The 15,292-nt window shown below is 59.0% G+C and carries 13 protein-coding genes; 8 read left to right on the top strand and 5 right to left on the bottom strand.

Annotation, left to right across the window (positions count from 1 at the left end; all coding sequences use genetic code 11):
- Window positions 1-35: 35 nt before the first annotated feature.
- The gene (locus tag AC54XV_RS25625; RefSeq protein ID WP_129451363.1) at window positions 36-2,261 is read right to left on the bottom strand and encodes an AsmA family protein; all 2,226 of its coding nucleotides are present in this window, start codon (window positions 2,259-2,261) and stop codon (window positions 36-38) included.
- A gap of 498 nt (window positions 2,262-2,759) precedes the next feature.
- On the opposite strand from AC54XV_RS25625, the gene AC54XV_RS25620 reads away from it, so the two are divergent.
- The 7 genes from AC54XV_RS25620 to hisF all read left to right on the top strand — a co-directional run bounded on the left by AC54XV_RS25620 (window position 2,760) and on the right by hisF (window position 9,061).
- On the top strand, window positions 2,760-4,421 hold the full coding sequence (locus AC54XV_RS25620; RefSeq protein WP_032607658.1) for an OFA family MFS transporter: 1,662 nt from the start codon (window positions 2,760-2,762) through the stop codon (window positions 4,419-4,421).
- Between the two features lie 216 nt (window positions 4,422-4,637).
- Entirely contained in the window at window positions 4,638-5,837 is a 1,200-nt protein-coding gene (locus AC54XV_RS25615) for an amino acid aminotransferase (protein WP_103713708.1), read from the top strand.
- A gap of 93 nt (window positions 5,838-5,930) precedes the next feature.
- A complete protein-coding gene (gene hisB, locus AC54XV_RS25610) occupies window positions 5,931-6,524 on the top strand; it encodes an imidazoleglycerol-phosphate dehydratase HisB (RefSeq protein ID WP_002551454.1) in 594 nt (197 codons plus the stop codon).
- Complete coding sequence (gene hisH / locus AC54XV_RS25605; RefSeq protein ID WP_058823357.1) at window positions 6,524-7,162, top strand: imidazole glycerol phosphate synthase subunit HisH; 639 nt, start codon at window positions 6,524-6,526, stop codon at window positions 7,160-7,162. The genes hisB and hisH overlap by 1 nt, the downstream gene beginning before the upstream one ends.
- A 4-nt stretch (window positions 7,163-7,166) precedes the next feature.
- Window positions 7,167-7,427: a DUF2164 domain-containing protein gene (locus tag AC54XV_RS25600; RefSeq protein ID WP_162496708.1), complete on the top strand. Its 261-nt coding sequence runs from the start codon at window positions 7,167-7,169 to the stop codon at window positions 7,425-7,427.
- A gap of 106 nt (window positions 7,428-7,533) precedes the next feature.
- The gene (hisA, locus tag AC54XV_RS25595; protein ID WP_003372206.1) at window positions 7,534-8,271 is read left to right on the top strand and encodes a 1-(5-phosphoribosyl)-5-[(5-phosphoribosylamino)methylideneamino]imidazole-4-carboxamide isomerase; all 738 of its coding nucleotides are present in this window, start codon (window positions 7,534-7,536) and stop codon (window positions 8,269-8,271) included.
- Window positions 8,272-8,290: 19 nt separating this feature from the next.
- Complete coding sequence (hisF, locus tag AC54XV_RS25590; RefSeq protein ID WP_002551458.1) at window positions 8,291-9,061, top strand: imidazole glycerol phosphate synthase subunit HisF; 771 nt, start codon at window positions 8,291-8,293, stop codon at window positions 9,059-9,061.
- Between the two features lie 56 nt (window positions 9,062-9,117).
- Here the strand turns inward: hisF and AC54XV_RS25585 are convergent, their stop codons facing one another.
- Both AC54XV_RS25585 and AC54XV_RS25580 read right to left on the bottom strand, forming a co-directional pair.
- The gene (locus tag AC54XV_RS25585; RefSeq protein ID WP_235592085.1) at window positions 9,118-9,678 is read right to left on the bottom strand and encodes a hypothetical protein; all 561 of its coding nucleotides are present in this window, start codon (window positions 9,676-9,678) and stop codon (window positions 9,118-9,120) included.
- Between the two features lie 190 nt (window positions 9,679-9,868).
- Entirely contained in the window at window positions 9,869-10,645 is a 777-nt protein-coding gene (locus tag AC54XV_RS25580; protein ID WP_496717414.1) for a trypsin-like serine peptidase, read from the bottom strand.
- Window positions 10,646-10,855: 210 nt separating this feature from the next.
- Here AC54XV_RS25580 and AC54XV_RS25575 point away from each other — a divergent pair, with 210 nt between their 5' ends.
- A complete protein-coding gene (locus tag AC54XV_RS25575; protein WP_058399546.1) occupies window positions 10,856-11,611 on the top strand; it encodes a substrate-binding periplasmic protein in 756 nt (251 codons plus the stop codon).
- A 4-nt stretch (window positions 11,612-11,615) separates the two neighbouring features.
- On the opposite strand, the gene AC54XV_RS25570 is transcribed toward AC54XV_RS25575, so the two are convergent.
- Entirely contained in the window at window positions 11,616-13,118 is a 1,503-nt protein-coding gene (locus tag AC54XV_RS25570; protein WP_058399547.1) for a trypsin-like serine peptidase, read from the bottom strand.
- Between the two features lie 197 nt (window positions 13,119-13,315).
- Window positions 13,316-15,139, bottom strand: a complete 1,824-nt coding sequence (locus tag AC54XV_RS25565; protein WP_058399548.1) for a M60 family metallopeptidase — start codon at window positions 15,137-15,139, stop codon at window positions 13,316-13,318.
- Between the last annotated feature and the right edge of the window lie 153 nt (window positions 15,140-15,292).

Genomic DNA, 15,292 nt, shown 5'->3' with positions numbered 1-15,292 from the left:
CGCCGCGAGGGCGCTCCTGAGCAGTGCATGTTGCCCTAGCGTTTGAACAGGCCCTTGAGGGCGTCCTTGAGCTCGGGGCTGACCTTGTCGCCGAGTTTGTCGTTCAGCTTGTCCTCAAGCTTCTCGCTGATCCGGTCGCCCGCCAGTTTCGCAGCGATCTGACCGACGCCTTCCTTGTCCAGACGGCAGGCCTTGGCACCCAGTTCCAGCGGGCCACGGCACTGCACCGGCCACTCGATGCCGACAAAGCGCGGGTTGACCTCGCAGGCCGGGTCCGGCATGTCGCTCTTGTCGCCTTCGACGATGATGCCGACGCGGTAGTTCATGCCCAGCACGCGCAGGTCGACGTCGCCGTTACCGTTGACGGCCATGCCTGGCGTGCGGACCTTGAGGTCCGGGTTGCTGGCGACGCCATTGCGTATCACCAGATTGCCGTTGAGCTGCTGGAAAGGAGTGTCCTTGGCGCGCGGTTCGCCGCTGAGCGTCTTGCGGTTGAGGATCGAAATACCCTTGCACAGCTGCTGCTCCAGGTTGGCATTGACCAGTACGCCGTTATTGAGCGCAAAGCTGGCGGTGCCGTTCAGGCTGTCGATCAGGGCCTTTTCGCTGTTGCCTGTGCCGGTCAGGTTGCTGTCGAGGGTCAGCAGGCCGCGCACCGGCGGCGTCTGGCCCTGGCTTTCCAGAACGCGTTCGACCGGCACTTTGGCAATGCGCGTCTGCACAGTGGCCACAGGCGTGTCCGGACGCGCGTCCAGATTGCCCTTGACCTCGAAATTGCCGTTGTACAGGTCGCCACTCAGCGTATCGACTTTGATAACGCCACCGTTGGCCTGTGTCTTGAACGCTGCGTTGTCGATGGGCAGTTTGTTCAGGGTCAGTTTGCCAAAGCTCAGGTCAGCCTCGACATCCAGCGTACGCAAGCGCTCCAGCGGCAGCAGTTTTGCCGTGCTCCAGGCGGCCTTGGTCGGTTGTTCGGGCAGCGGCGAGTCGCCCGCAGCGGCGGCGGCTTCACCGGACTGCACCTCGGATTTGCGCGCGGCCTTGGCGCCTTTGCTTTCTTCGCTTTCAGCCGGACGGTAGCGGTCAGCGTCGAAGGTATCGCCCTTGAGCTGGACACGCAGCGCCTGTTTGGCGAAGTCGTCCACCGCGATGCGCCCCGTGAAGCTGCTGTCGTCGACTTTCAGGTTGAGGTTTTCCAGCGCAAGGCTGGTAGGCGTACCTGCCAGACGCGTGACCATTTCAACCTTGCTCAGCGCGCCCTCGGACATGGCTGGCAGCGGCTGGCCGATGTTTTCGAAGAACGCGCGCAGATCGAGCTGGGCAATGGACAGGCCGCCGCTGATCTGCGGCGTTTTGTCCAGATCGCGGGCACGCAGTTCGCCGAGTGCACGCAACTGGTTGGCCGAGACTTTGAGGCTGTTCCATTCGGCGATATTGGCAGCCAGGTCGACGAGCAACTGGCCCTGCGCCGAGAAGGTCACGGTCTTGCCTTGCAGCGGCTCGCCGGCGACTTCACCGGACAGGCGCATGTCTTCGAATTGATAACGCTTGAGCACACGGTCCATGCGCAATGCGCCAACCAGCTCGGTCTTGGCGCGCACGACGGGCTGGTTGGTGCTCAGGAACGCCGTCAGTTTGATCGGGATATCGGACGCCTCACGAATCGGCCCGGTGCTCAGCTGAATGCTCTCGGCCATGAAGGTCCGGCCTTTTCGGGCATCGCTGTAATCCACGCGGGCGTTGTTGACGGTCAGGCTGTCGATATCCAGGCGGATCGGCTGGGCAGGGCGATCCGCTTTGGGCGCGTCCGGAGCCGGGGCCGGTGTTGTCTCGCCAGGTGTTTCAGTGCTTGCCACGGCTGGCTTGCCGATGTCTTCCCAGTTGCCATGACCGTTTTCATCGCGGTGCAGGGTCAGGTTCAGGCCTTCGACGCGAATGTCGCTCATCTGTACCTGGCGACGCAGCAGTGGCAGAACACGAACGGACAGGCCGAGCATCTGCACATCGGCGAACGGCTGATCGGGAGCGGTCAGGGTGGCGACATGGGCGTCGTGCAATTCCAGGCCGAGCCAGGGGAACAGGCTCCAGCCGATATCGCCGTTGAGCGTCAGCTCGACGTTGGCCTTGTCGCGTGCCAGCTGGCGAATCTCGTCTTTGTAGTCGTTGGGATCAAACAGGTGGGTCAGGGCGAAGCCGAGAGCCACGATGATCAGCAACAACCCGAGAATAAACAGCCCCAGGATTTTGCCGAACGCTTTCATGGGCGAGTCCTTGTGTCGATGTTCAAAAATAGCCCACGAGTATACCGCTCTGACGAGCCGACCGGGCTGCGGATACCGTTATTGCTGTCTGGCCTCCGGTTCGGGATGCTGGCACCGTGCGCCATTACGTCTGGGAGCAGATGACAAAATGCGAGTCGTCTTGTCGCGATATATCTTCCAAGTCTTTTCAAGCCGGCCGAACGGCCACACAGGTGCTGGCCCAACTAAGCCCAAGGCAGGTTTTCGTCAGTGCTTAATTGATTGCATCTATGGGGCCATAGAGCACGTGGATTAGCGTATGAAAATAGATAATAAAAAGCATGTAGTGAGATGCTTATTTGCCATCAGACAGTGATAGTCTCCGTTTTTGCTGGCCAGGGTGCGTCTTTTTGTCACGTATCCGGAGAACCTGCCGATAAAACAGACATGGCCGCTCGGCACTGAGTCTGTGGCGGACCAGCGGACCATCTGCGAGCTTCACACATCGGGGTAATTATAATGAGCACAAGCACAGCCTTGGGCGGCGAAGCCGTTCAGCCTGCGTTCTTGTCCAAAGAGCGCATTATCGCCAAGCCAGGTTTCAACCGTTGGCTTGTTCCACCTGCAGCACTGGCCATCCATCTTTGTATCGGTATGGCTTACGGCTTCTCGGTATTCTGGTTGCCGCTGTCGAAGGCTATCGGTGTTACGGCACCTGTCGCTTGCACACCGGACATGGGTTTTTTCGCGCAGATGTTCGCGTCGACCTGTGACTGGCAGATCTCCATGCTGGGCTGGATCTACACACTGTTTTTCATCTTCCTGGGTTGCTCGGCTGCCATTTGGGGTGGCTGGCTGGAGCACGCAGGTCCACGCAAGGCGGGTGTTGTTTCGGCACTCTGCTGGTGTGGTGGCTTGCTGATTTCCGCACTGGGCATTTATACGCACCAGATCTGGCTGATGTGGCTGGGCTCGGGCGTGATCGGCGGTATCGGTCTGGGGTTGGGCTATATCTCCCCGGTATCGACCCTGATCAAGTGGTTCCCGGACAAGCGCGGCATGGCGACCGGCATGGCGATCATGGGCTTTGGCGGCGGCGCGATGGTGGGTGCACCGCTGGCTACGGCTCTGATGGGGCACTTCGCTTCGGCTGAAAGCGTTGGCGTATGGCAGAGCTTCGTGGTGATGGCGGTGATCTACTTCATCTTCATGATCGGCGGTGCGCTGGGCTACCGCGTTCCGCCAACCGGCTGGAAACCTGAAGGCTGGACCGCTCCGGCTGCCAAGGCCAAGAACTCGATGATCACCAACCGTCACGTGCACGTCAGCGTGGCCTGGAAAACACCGCAGTTCCGTCTGGTCTGGCTGGTGCTGTGCCTGAACGTATCGGCCGGTATCGGCATCCTGGGCATGGCTTCGCCACTGCTGCAGGAAGTGTTCGCCGGCAAACTGCTGGGCGTCGACCTGACCTTCAGCCAGCTCAATGCCGATCAACTGAAAGCCATTGCTGCGATTGCAGCCGGCTTCACCGGTCTGTTGAGTCTGTTCAACATCGGCGGTCGTTTCTTCTGGGCTTCGTGCTCGGACTTCATCGGTCGCAAGGCAACCTACTTCGTGTTCTTCGCACTGGGCTTCCTGCTTTATGCGTCGGTTCCGACCCTGAGCCATATGGGTAGCATCGCGCTGTTCGTGGCTGCGTTCTGTATCGTGCTGTCGATGTACGGTGGCGGTTTTGCGACGGTTCCGGCTTATCTGGCAGACCTGTTCGGTACGCAGATGGTCGGCGCGATTCACGGTCGTCTGCTGACTGCCTGGGCTGCGGCCGGTGTGCTGGGTCCGGTACTGGTCAACTACCTGCGTGAGTACCAACTCGCCCACGGTGTTGCACGTGCCGACGCCTACGACATCACCCTGTACATCTTGTCGGGCCTGCTGGTACTGGGCTTTATCTGCAACCTGCTGATTCGTCCGGTTGCCGACAAGTACTTCATGACCGACGCCGAACTGGCGGCTGAACAAGCCATCGGTCACGATAAGGGTGCCAACGCCACGACTTCGCTGGAGTGGAAAGCATCCGCAGGCAGCAAGCCATTGGTCATCGCCGCCTGGCTGGCCGTAGGCATCCCGCTGGCGTGGGGCGTCTGGATTACCCTGCAAAAGACCGCAGTGCTGTTCCACTAAAAGCCTGCCGGTAACTGAAAAGCGCTTGCACCTCGGTGCAGGCGCTTTTTTTTGTCCGGGTTTTGGGTGCACTGCGCTTTTGATCATTGCGTCCGGATTTTATTCGTCGCGATAGTCATATTCAGTTGACCCTATGTACTCGATGCACTGCCCGTTCCGGTGCATACGCTGCTACATTAGTCAGCCCTGATTTTATTGCCCGAAGGAGTTGTTTGCATGCTAGCCCACGTGGAGTCATACGCCGGTGATCCGATCCTTTCGCTGATGGAGACCTTTGGCAAGGACTCGCGTGCGGACAAGGTCAATCTGAGCATCGGCCTGTATTACGACGCACAGGGCCGCATTCCGCAGTTGGCATGCGTGGCAACAGCGCAACAGCAACTGGCCGAAGGCGAACAGGCAGCGTCCGTGTACCTGCCGATGGAAGGCCTGGCGGCGTATCGGCAGGCGGTGCAAACCCTGTTGTTCGGCGCCGATCACCCGCTGGTTCAGGCAGGCCGCGTCGCCACCATTCAAACCGTGGGCGGCTCGGGCGCGCTGAAGATAGGTGCCGATTTCCTCAAATACGCGTTTCCGGATTCGCAGGTCTGGGTGAGTGACCCGACCTGGGAAAACCATAACGCGCTGTTCGGCGGGGCGGGCTTCAAGGTCAATGCGTACCCGTACTTCGATGCCCAGACGGGTGGCGTGAGGTTCGAGGCCATGCTCGACACGGTGCAGGGGCTGCCGGCGCAGAGCATCCTGCTGCTGCACCCGTGCTGCCATAACCCGACCGGTGCCGATCTGACAGTGGCGCAATGGGACCGCCTGATCGAAGTGATCAAGGATCGTCAGCTCATCGCCTTCCTGGATATCGCCTATCAGGGCTTCGGCAAAGGCATCGACGAAGACGTCTATGCCATCCGGGCGATGGCCAACGCAGGTATCACTACGCTGGTCAGTAACTCGTTCTCGAAAATCTTCTCGCTGTACGGCGAGCGGGTAGGCGGGCTGTCGGTGGTCTGTGAGGACACGACGTCGGCGGCCAATGTGTTCGGCCAGCTCAAGGCAACCGTGCGCCGCAACTACTCCAGCCCGCCTGCACATGGCGCGTTTCTGGTCTCGAAAGTGCTCAACACGCCGCACTTGCGCGAGCAGTGGCTGGGTGAAGTCGAGGCCATGCGCCTGCGCATCATCGACATGCGCACGCGGCTGGTCGAGGTGTTGGCGCAGAAGGTCTCCGGCCACGATTTCAGCTTTATCCTCAGGCAGAACGGGATGTTCAGCTACACCGGTCTGACCCCGCAGCAGGTCGACGAACTGAAAGATGTTCACGGCATTTACATGCTGCGCAGTGGCCGGGTGTGCATGGCAGGTTTGAATGAAGGGAATATCGACAAGGTATGTAACGCAATCGCGAGCCTCTTCGCCCGTTAAATGCCCTGCTGGTCGTCTGTTTGCTTCATGGCGGGCGCTTCTGGGCCTATAATGCTCGCCTTTTTTTCGCCCAATGATTTTGCGGAGCTGGTGATGGCCGAACGTAAGGCGTACGTCGAGCGCAATACTCTGGAAACCCAGATCAAAGCCTCGATCAACCTGGATGGTACCGGAAAGGCCCGATTCGATATCGGCGTGCCTTTTCTTGAGCACATGCTCGACCAGATCGCCCGGCACGGGCTGATCGATCTGGACATCGAATGCAAGGGCGACCTGGCAATCGACGATCACCACACGGTGGAAGACGTCGGTATCACCGTGGGCCAGGCGTTCAGCCAGGCGATCGGCGACAAGAAGGGCATTCGTCGCTACGGCCACGCCTACGTGCCGCTCGACGAAGCGCTGTCGCGCGTGGTCATCGATTTCTCCGGGCGTCCGGGCCTGCAGATGCATGTGCCGTATACCCGCGCCACTGTAGGCGGCTTCGATGTGGACCTGTTTCAGGAGTTCTTTCAGGGCTTCGTCAACCACGCGAACGTGACGCTGCACATCGACAACCTGCGTGGCACCAACACTCACCACCAGATCGAGACCGTGTTCAAGGCGTTCGGTCGTGCGCTGCGCATGGCGGTCGAGCTGGATGAGCGTATGGCCGGGCAGATGCCATCCACCAAGGGTGTGCTCTGATGCAGACAGTTGCGGTCATCGATTACGGCATGGGCAACCTGCACTCTGTCGCCAAGGCGCTGGAGCATGTGGGCGCAGGCCGTGTGCTGATTACCAGTGACGCCAAGGTGATTCGCGAAGCCGATCGCATCGTTTTTCCGGGTGTGGGCGCGATTCGCGACTGCATGGCCGAGATTCGCCGTCTGGGCTTTGATTCGCTGGTTCAGGAAGTGAGCCAGGACCGTCCGTTTCTGGGTATCTGCGTCGGCATGCAGGCGTTGCTCGACAGCAGCGAAGAGAACGGCGGCGTGGACTGCATCGGCATGTTTCCCGGCCAGGTAAAGTTCTTCGGCAAGGACCTGCATGAACAGGGCGAGCACCTGAAAGTGCCGCACATGGGCTGGAACCAGGTCGCTCAGGCGGTGGATCACCCGCTGTGGCATGACATTCCGGATCAGGCGCGTTTCTACTTCGTGCACAGTTTCTATATCGATGCCGCCAATCAGCGTCAGGTGGTCGGGCGTGGCCACTACGGCCTCGACTTCGCCGCTGCGCTGGCCGACGGTTCGCGCTTCGCCGTGCAATTCCACCCTGAAAAGAGCCATACCCACGGCCTGCAGTTGCTGCAGAACTTCGCCGCCTGGGATGGTCGCTGGTAAGCGCATGAGCAAAGCCAAGGGCAAGCCGCCGATCCTGACCCTCTCGCCCGAGCACGAGCAACAGGCGATCGACAAGCTCAAGCGCCTGTTCGCAGAGCGCTTCGAGCTGGAAATGGGCTCGTTCGAAGTGGCTGAAGTCCTCGAGCTGTTCACTCGCGAGATTGCTCCGCATTACTACAATCGCGCCATTTTCGATGTTCAGCAGCAGCTCAAGGAGCGCTTCGAGAGCATCGAAAGTGACTTGTGGGCACTCGAAAAGAATTAGATAAAGCAGCTTCAAGCGTTGAGCTTCAAGCCGCAAGAATCAGTGAGTACGCATACTTGCAGCTAACCGCTTGCAGCTTGCCGCTCTTTCAGACCAAGGAATAAGCATGCTGATTATCCCCGCTATCGATCTCAAGGACGGCGCCTGCGTGCGTCTGCGTCAGGGCCGGATGGAAGATTCCACGGTGTTCTCCGATGACCCGGTGGCCATGGCCGCCAAATGGGTCGAAGGTGGTTGCCGCCGTCTGCATCTGGTCGATCTGAACGGTGCGTTCGAAGGTCAGCCGGTCAACGGTGATGTGGTCACGGCCATCGCCCGACGCTACCCGAACCTGCCGATCCAGATCGGCGGCGGCATCCGTTCGCTGGAAACCATCGAGCATTACGTCAAGGCGGGTGTGAGCTACGTCATCATCGGCACCAAGGCCGTCAAAGAGCCCGAGTTCGTGGCCGAAGCCTGCCGTGCGTTCCCCGGCAAGGTGATTGTCGGTCTGGATGCCAAGGACGGTTTCGTCGCCACCGACGGCTGGGCTGAAGTCAGTTCGGTGCAGGTCATCGACCTGGCCAAGCGTTTCGAAGCCGATGGCGTGTCGGCCATTGTCTACACCGACATCGCCAAAGACGGCATGATGCAGGGCTGCAACATTCCGTTCACCGCGGCATTGGCGGCTGCCACGCGGATCCCGGTGATCGCTTCGGGTGGCATCCATAACCTGGGCGACATTCAGGCGCTGCTGAATGCGAAGGCTCCGGGCATCATCGGCGCAATCACCGGCCGTGCGATTTACGAAGGCACGCTGGATGTGGCCGAAGCTCAGGCGCTCTGCGACCGCGAACAACGCTGAACAGCTGGAGATTGACCCTGTGGCCCTAGCCAAACGCATCATCCCTTGCCTGGACGTCGACAACGGTCGAGTGGTCAAGGGCGTCAAGTTCGAGAACATCCGCGACGCAGGCGATCCGGTGGAAATCGCTCGTCGTTACGATGAGCAGGGTGCCGACGAAATCACCTTCCTCGACATCACCGCCAGCGTTGATGGCCGTGACACCACGCTGCATACCGTCGAGCGCATGGCCAGTCAGGTGTTCATCCCGCTGACCGTCGGCGGCGGCGTGCGTACCGTGCAGGACATCCGCAACCTGCTCAATGCCGGTGCCGACAAGGTCTCGATCAACACGGCCGCGGTGTTCAACCCCGAGTTCGTCGGTGAAGCCGCCGCGCGTTTCGGGTCGCAGTGCATCGTGGTCGCTATCGACGCCAAGAAGGTCTCCGGTCCGGGCGAAACCCCGCGCTGGGAAATCTTCACCCACGGCGGGCGCAAACCCACCGGGCTGGACGCGGTGCTCTGGGCGAAAAAGATGGAAGACCTGGGCGCTGGCGAGATCCTGCTGACCAGCATGGACCAGGACGGCATGAAGAACGGCTTCGATCTGGGCGTCACGCGCGCCATCAGTGATGCACTGGGTATTCCGGTGATTGCTTCGGGTGGCGTCGGCAACCTCGAGCATCTGGCTGCCGGTGTCATCGAGGGTCACGCCAGCGCTGTGCTGGCGGCGAGTATTTTCCATTTTGGCGAATACACGGTTCCCGAGGCCAAGGCCTACATGGCCAGCCGCGGGATTGTCGTGCGCTGAGTCGCCATAGCGGTCAGACGAGCGCACCTTTTTCATCGTCGGTGCGCTCGTTTATTTCAGCCTTCCGAAGCCTGTTTTTCTGACGCCTGTTCCTGTAGCAGGTCCGTGCGCGGTGCGGACGGATGACCCGCTTCGTCCCTGGCCATCGTGCAGAGCTTGATCGGAAGCAGTTTCGGGCTGATGCTGAAGTTGTAATAAACCGATTTGTAGCCTGATAAATCGGCGCAATCCGTGAGTTCGGGGGCGCCGAATTTGTAGGCGTGATTGGCGTGTGTCGGCAAGCCAGAAATGAAGTTTATCTGGTGCTTGCCGTTATCCAGCCGTTCGATGTTTACATGGGGAGCAGGCGTTTGATCTGCCTCGACCAGTTCGACGGTATGGATGAACGCATTTTCCCTGACACCCGGTGCTGCCCCCTGATTACCATTGTGGCCCGCAATGCACAGCGAATAAATGCCGGGCTCTGTGCCGATAACAGCATTGATATGCGCGGTACGGGCATCTCTGGAGCTTTTATAACCGTCCGGTTCGCGACACTCAGCGGGATTACGCGTGGCCTTGAACTTGAACATCGAGGTATTGACGGTGAACGCCATGTTCCAGCGCGGGGCAATCACGTCCCCGTTCTTATCGCGTTCGAGCCGGATGTAGTGCTTGCGATAGTCCGGATTTGCCAGCGTCAGTTGCGCCGCGGATTGTAGCGTGCACGCGGGGCGGTTAATGTCGAAAACCCCGTCGGCAAAGCAGGCAGACAGCGAGTCTATCGGGCTTGCATAGTTGGTATCGACACGCCACGAAGCCTGTCCGTCATTGACCTCGCACGGCGAGTCGGTGAAGCAACGGCTTTGCTCCGCAGCTTCCCATGATGCCGATGATTCTGTTTGTATAGCGGTCTACGAGGGGGCTGCCCGAGCTTCCCGGTAACACGTCTTCGCATCGATTGCTCAGGTTGGCATTCCAGGCGTAAGGGTGTTCGACGATGTTTACCACCGATTCCAGTTTGCAGGCGGACAAACGCAGCGTATAGCCGGTGGCTGTCAGAGGGGCGCTGACAGACAGCACGTCCATGCCGACGGTAGGCGCCTGTTGCGCCAGTGCCAGCGGTTTAATGCCGTCCTTGAACAAGCGGGACAACGTTGTGTCCAGTTCCAGCAGAGCGAGGTCTGTACCGCGCAGGCTGCTCCATTTGATTCTCTTCAGCGCATAGCTCTTGCGATTTCTGGACATGCCCTTGAAATAATTGAATTCGACATGCCCCTCTATTTCCAGATCAACACCCAACTGGCCTGGCTGGGTGTAAGTGCAATGGCCACTGCTCAATACGTAGGCGGGTACATCAGGGCTGTCGACCTGAGGGTTGCCACGAGAATCGATGAGCACTGCAGTGCACATGCGGTTTCCCCGACTTTCCATACGGCCTATGCCATTCCAGTGATCAAACCTGCCATCCTCGTTCTCCAGCAGCAAAGAGGGTGTGAAGGATGCCATTCCCTGGCCGTAGTCGATGTGTTGTGCAGACGCGACGTTCGTCATCGAGACCGCAAGTACAGCCAGAAAAACCCGTCTTTGAATATCCATCATCATTCCTTGATAAGTGGTGTCAGGTGCCTGTCATTCAATGAAATTCTGCTGTGCCGCGTGAGGTAAATAGTTATTGAGCCTGAGGGGCTTCACGACGGTGCGGATAGCGCTCATACCGAAGTTGTCCATAAGCGACATCGCGAAGTACCGGGCTAGACAGTGCGCCGGGTTCACGGCACTCTGCATGCGTCGTTCACGATCGAGTGCCGGAACATGTTCAAACGCCTACTGCTTGCACTGATCGGGATCGGTGTCTTGTCGAGTGAAGGTGTCCGGGCCAGCGAGTCGACGCCTTATTCCATGGTGTTGCTGACCGAGAACTTCCCGCCGTTCAACATGGCGGTCGACGGCAAGAATTTCGCCCAGGAAAACAACATTGACGGTATCGCCGCCGAAGTGGTGCGCGAGATGTTCAAGCGCGCCAATATCGGCTACAGCATGACGCTGCGCTTTCCGTGGGACCGGGTCTACAAACTGGCCCTGGAAAAGCCCGGTTACGGCGTGTTTTCCACGACCCGCCTGCCCGAACGGGAAAACCTCTTCAAATGGGTCGGCCCGGTAGGTTCCTACGACTGGATCATGTTGGCGCGCGGCGACAGCCCGATCACCTTGACGTCGCTGGAGCAGGCCAGGGATTACCGTATCGGTGCCTACAAGGGCGATGCGATTGGCGAGCGTCTTAAAACCATGGGCTTGAATCCGATTCTGATGTTGCGTGACCGCGACAACGTGAAAAAGCTCGCCAACGGCCAGATCGATCTGTGGGCGGTGGGTGATCCAGTGGGCCGCTATCTGGCGAAGCTGGAAGGCGTCACGGGCTTCAAGACGGCGCTGCGTTTCAACAGCGCCGAACTCTACCTGGCGGTCAACAAGAGCACCCCTGACGAGGTTGTCAGGCGCCTGCAAAAGGCCCTCGATCAGATGCGCGCCGAAGGCTGGGTCGATGCCGTCAAGGCGCGCTATCAGTAATCGCTCAGCCTGCTGCGGGCGACGGGATGATGTCTTCGCGCAAGGCGGATGGCTGACCGTTGATATCGTGGGCGTAGGTGCAGATCTTCAACGGCAACGACTTCGCGCGTAATGTCAGATCGCGAAATTGTGGCTTGAAGCCTTCAGGGGCAGAGCAGTCGGTGGTTTCCGGCTTGCCCATTTTGACCGTGTAGTAGTCGATCAGCCGGTGCTCGTGCGACCAGACGACCGATGTCGCGCCAGATCGATTTGTGCCGATCTCCATTTGCGGTGCCGGCGTGGGGCCTGCCGGTTGCAGCTCTATGCCAAGCGTCAGTGCGTTGCGCATCAGACCGATGCTGGAGCGTTGTTCGGCCGAAGACACACCTACCATGCACAGCCAGTTGATGCCGATCTGTTTGTCCACAGGGTCATCGATGGTCGCGTCCTGCGAGCTGATGGTATGGCTGTAACCCACCGGGTCTTCGCACTGCATGGCCGAATCGACCTTCTTGTAGCGATACAACGGCGTGTTGACCATGAAGCGCAAGTCCCAGGATGGATAGACATTCCTGCCCTCGGCATCCAGTTGTACTCTGGCATGCTGCGCGGGCTGCCGGCCCAGCGTTTCAAAATCGACCGAGAAGGCTGGAAACAGATCGCAGGTCGCCGGGTCCGTACTCAGCGTGCCGCTGACAAAGCACTTCTTCAGCAGCGTGACCGGGTTGCCATAGTTACTGTCGGCGACCATCGGCGGAAAACCGGGTATTTCGTCACTGAGGTCTTCGCTCGGGTTATCCGACGAGGCCTGATTGGTGAGGTTCATCACCGCATAGAGCTCGCCGCTGTCGCGGGTCAGCAGCGGGCTGCCGGACGCGCCCGTACCGACATCCCGGCACTGATTACGGACGGTGTGACGCCAGACCCAAGGCGGCTCCATGATCACCGCCGACGTCTGGTGAACACAGGCCGCCATGCGCAGATGCCCGGTCTCCTTGTCGAGCGGTGCGCCCACCCACAAGATAGCGCGACCCTGTTCGGGCATTTCCGCGGCGAGCCTGATGGGTTGAATGCCGTCGTTGACGAGTGTTTCAAACGTGGGCTGCAGCTCGACAATCGCCAGGTCCACACCCTGCATGCTGCTCCAGCTGACCCGCTTCAATGGATAGCTGCGGGCGGTGCTGTCGGTGAAAAAATTGAACTGCACGCTGCCTTCGATTTCGCCATCGGTGATGATCACGCCATTCTGGCGATTGATACAGTGGCCGCTGGTGAGTACGTAGGCGGGCGCGTCAGACGGGCTGTCGACGCTTCGGCTATCGATCAGCGTCGCCGTGCAGTTTGACCCTGACCTGCTGTTGATACGGCCGATGCCGTTCCAGTGGTCGCGTGAGCCGTCGGCGTTGAGCAGGGCTATCGAAGGTGCGAGAGCCATCAGCCCTTCGCCCAGGTCTGCAGGTGTGGCGTGGATGGAAAAAGGCAGCAGTGCGGCAATGCAGCACGCCCCCGTCATCATGGTCGGTTTCATCATCAATCCCTGATAAATGTGTCTGGGCCCCCATCATGGGAACACCTTCCTTTAAGCCGGAATTGACACGTTTATCAAGGCTGAGACGGTGGTGGACACGCAAAGCAGATTTGGCTTACGTCTGCTCTTGAACCTGCCGACGCAATCCGGGCGTATTCATGTACCTACCTCTACCAAGCCGAGCTGATCCATGACAGTCAAACCTGATTCAAGTAAGGCCTGATGGCAGCCAGCCGCTGTGACGGGTAAGGAAATCCAAGGGCGTTTACGGCAATCCATACGTCGGTATCCGTGAGTTTGAGTAAGCCCCAATCGGCAAAAAACTCGGTCAGGTTACGTTTGGCGGCGATAGACGCAGTCAGTACGAAGTATTTAAGACCCGGGGCCTCGCCTGGATGTTCTCTGATGTAACGATGCCAGTCTGGCAGGAAGTCCTCGCCTAATCCCTTGCGAAGCTGTTCAAACATTGCCAAAGGGTCGGATTCAGGCGCCCCGTAGATTTTTTCAGTGCGTGGTAACGCCAGCCAATTCACGGTGCCATTCCACCGCTCTGGAAGTACATAGGTGTATTCGTTGATGTAGTGTCGTCCTACAGCAAGGGCATAAAGATTGACGGTGATTTCGCCAAACAGGCCGTATGAGTTGTAAGAGGTTTGATAATGGTGTCCGTACTCGTGCAGCGTGACCCATCGCTCAGCGGCCAGCCCTCCGAGTAGAGCCTCATTGAACTCACCGATCGCTTCTCTGTAGGGCAAGGCAATGCAACCTGTGGTCGCATGGGGAATTTTGCTGGCGGAGCCTTCCACCGCATAGATCAACAAGCGAGACCTTGTGTGAATGGGTGCAGAACCGTCAAACCCGCTGACTTCTGCCTCCAGCCGCATGACTTCTTCGTGAGAATGCACTATGGCACTGGGTTCGACATCAGAAAACTTGAGCGCCGTGCTTCGAAATGCTGCCACTACTATGTGCGTACCCACCAGCTCGACCTCAGGCGCCTTGGTGAGTAGAAGCATTTTTCGCCACTGGGTCGCTGTAATCCCATTGACATAGTAGGGCATCGGAATGGCGCCACTTCCGAAGATAACCCTTGCTACGCCCGGCCTGGAGCCGATCAGGTTACGGATGTGAATGGCACCTCCCAAGGGGTCTCGAATAATGTTTATTCCTCGGGTCAGAGGCCGCGCTCGCATGTTCTCGGACTGCTCTGACGGATCGTCGCGGTCAGCCAGGCCTTGTGTACCGACCAGCAAGGTCAGATTATCGACGTTGCCCCATACCCGTACCTCGAACTCTTGTCCTGCGAGCGCAAAGTAGCCGGTTGGCTGATAGTCCGCCTTGCGTATTCTCCAGGACATTGCCGCCTGCTCGGCAGCAGCGTCCTGCATTGGTTGAATAAGCACGGAGCGCGGGTGAGGGAACTCGAGCGTTGAATCCAGTGCATAAGAGCAAATATTTTTATCATGGCTGCATATTCGAACACGCAGGGTATCGGCGGTGTGCAGATAAGCAGACGGTACGGCCGGGTTGGAAAAGACCCCGCCGCTGACGATACCGATGCCTTTCCATTCCGAATCGGAAAACGCTTCCACCAGCCCCGACTGCATAGTGGTAGAGCCGCTGACTGACAGGCTGCCGTCGTTGTTCTTGTGCGATGACAGGCGGGTCAGTATCGGACGGACTCGAAACGTGGTGTCAGAGTCTGGAAAGCCGGCGACACGCAGGCGAATGTGGTCAGGGTCTACGAGATAACTTGCAGGCACATCCGGATTGAGTATGCTCATGGCAACCGAGCCGATGGAGGCCCAGGTGCCATCGGCTCTAAGCGCCTCTACCGTCGCCCCGTTTGCGCCGTAGACCATGACGATGACCTCGACGCGATCATCTGAAACTGCCGTTATGTCGACTGCGACAATTGAAACGGCTTGAGTTGCCTGCGGTTCGGAATCCTCTATGGAGGTGCCGCAGATGAAGCCCTGCATCGCCCCCGCACCCGTGACGGTTGAAGTGAAATCGCTCATGGAATGGTTACCCGTTGTTGCCCGGGCGCTTCATGCCCGAGAGAGAAATAGTGGGCAGGTACGGGGTGGGCGGTGAGGGCCACTATGCTCGTGCCTGTGATCTTCTCGTACAACAGCGGGAGTGGTGGATAGCGTCAGACGAGATCTGCTATC

Source organism: Pseudomonas fragariae (ex Marin et al. 2024), assembly GCF_059621105.1.
This window is presented reverse-complemented; position numbering and strand designations above follow the sequence as displayed.

Excerpts from the sequence above, each read along its gene's own strand:
- hisB (WP_002551454.1), top strand. The coding sequence starts at position 5,931 with ATGGCCGAACGTAAGGCGTACGTCGAGCGCAATACTCTGGAAACCCAG.
- AC54XV_RS25580 (WP_496717414.1), bottom strand. The coding sequence starts at position 10,645 with ATGATGATGGATATTCAAAGACGGGTTTTTCTGGCTGTACTTGCGGTC.
- AC54XV_RS25615 (WP_103713708.1), top strand. The coding sequence starts at position 4,638 with ATGCTAGCCCACGTGGAGTCATACGCCGGTGATCCGATCCTTTCGCTG.
- hisA (WP_003372206.1), top strand. The coding sequence starts at position 7,534 with ATGCTGATTATCCCCGCTATCGATCTCAAGGACGGCGCCTGCGTGCGT.
- AC54XV_RS25625 (WP_129451363.1), bottom strand. The coding sequence starts at position 2,261 with ATGAAAGCGTTCGGCAAAATCCTGGGGCTGTTTATTCTCGGGTTGTTG.
- AC54XV_RS25565 (WP_058399548.1), bottom strand. The coding sequence starts at position 15,139 with ATGAGCGATTTCACTTCAACCGTCACGGGTGCGGGGGCGATGCAGGGC.
- AC54XV_RS25600 (WP_162496708.1), top strand. The coding sequence starts at position 7,167 with ATGAGCAAAGCCAAGGGCAAGCCGCCGATCCTGACCCTCTCGCCCGAG.
- hisH (WP_058823357.1), top strand. The coding sequence starts at position 6,524 with ATGCAGACAGTTGCGGTCATCGATTACGGCATGGGCAACCTGCACTCT.
- AC54XV_RS25575 (WP_058399546.1), top strand. The coding sequence starts at position 10,856 with ATGTTCAAACGCCTACTGCTTGCACTGATCGGGATCGGTGTCTTGTCG.
- AC54XV_RS25570 (WP_058399547.1), bottom strand. The coding sequence starts at position 13,118 with ATGAAACCGACCATGATGACGGGGGCGTGCTGCATTGCCGCACTGCTG.
- AC54XV_RS25620 (WP_032607658.1), top strand. The coding sequence starts at position 2,760 with ATGAGCACAAGCACAGCCTTGGGCGGCGAAGCCGTTCAGCCTGCGTTC.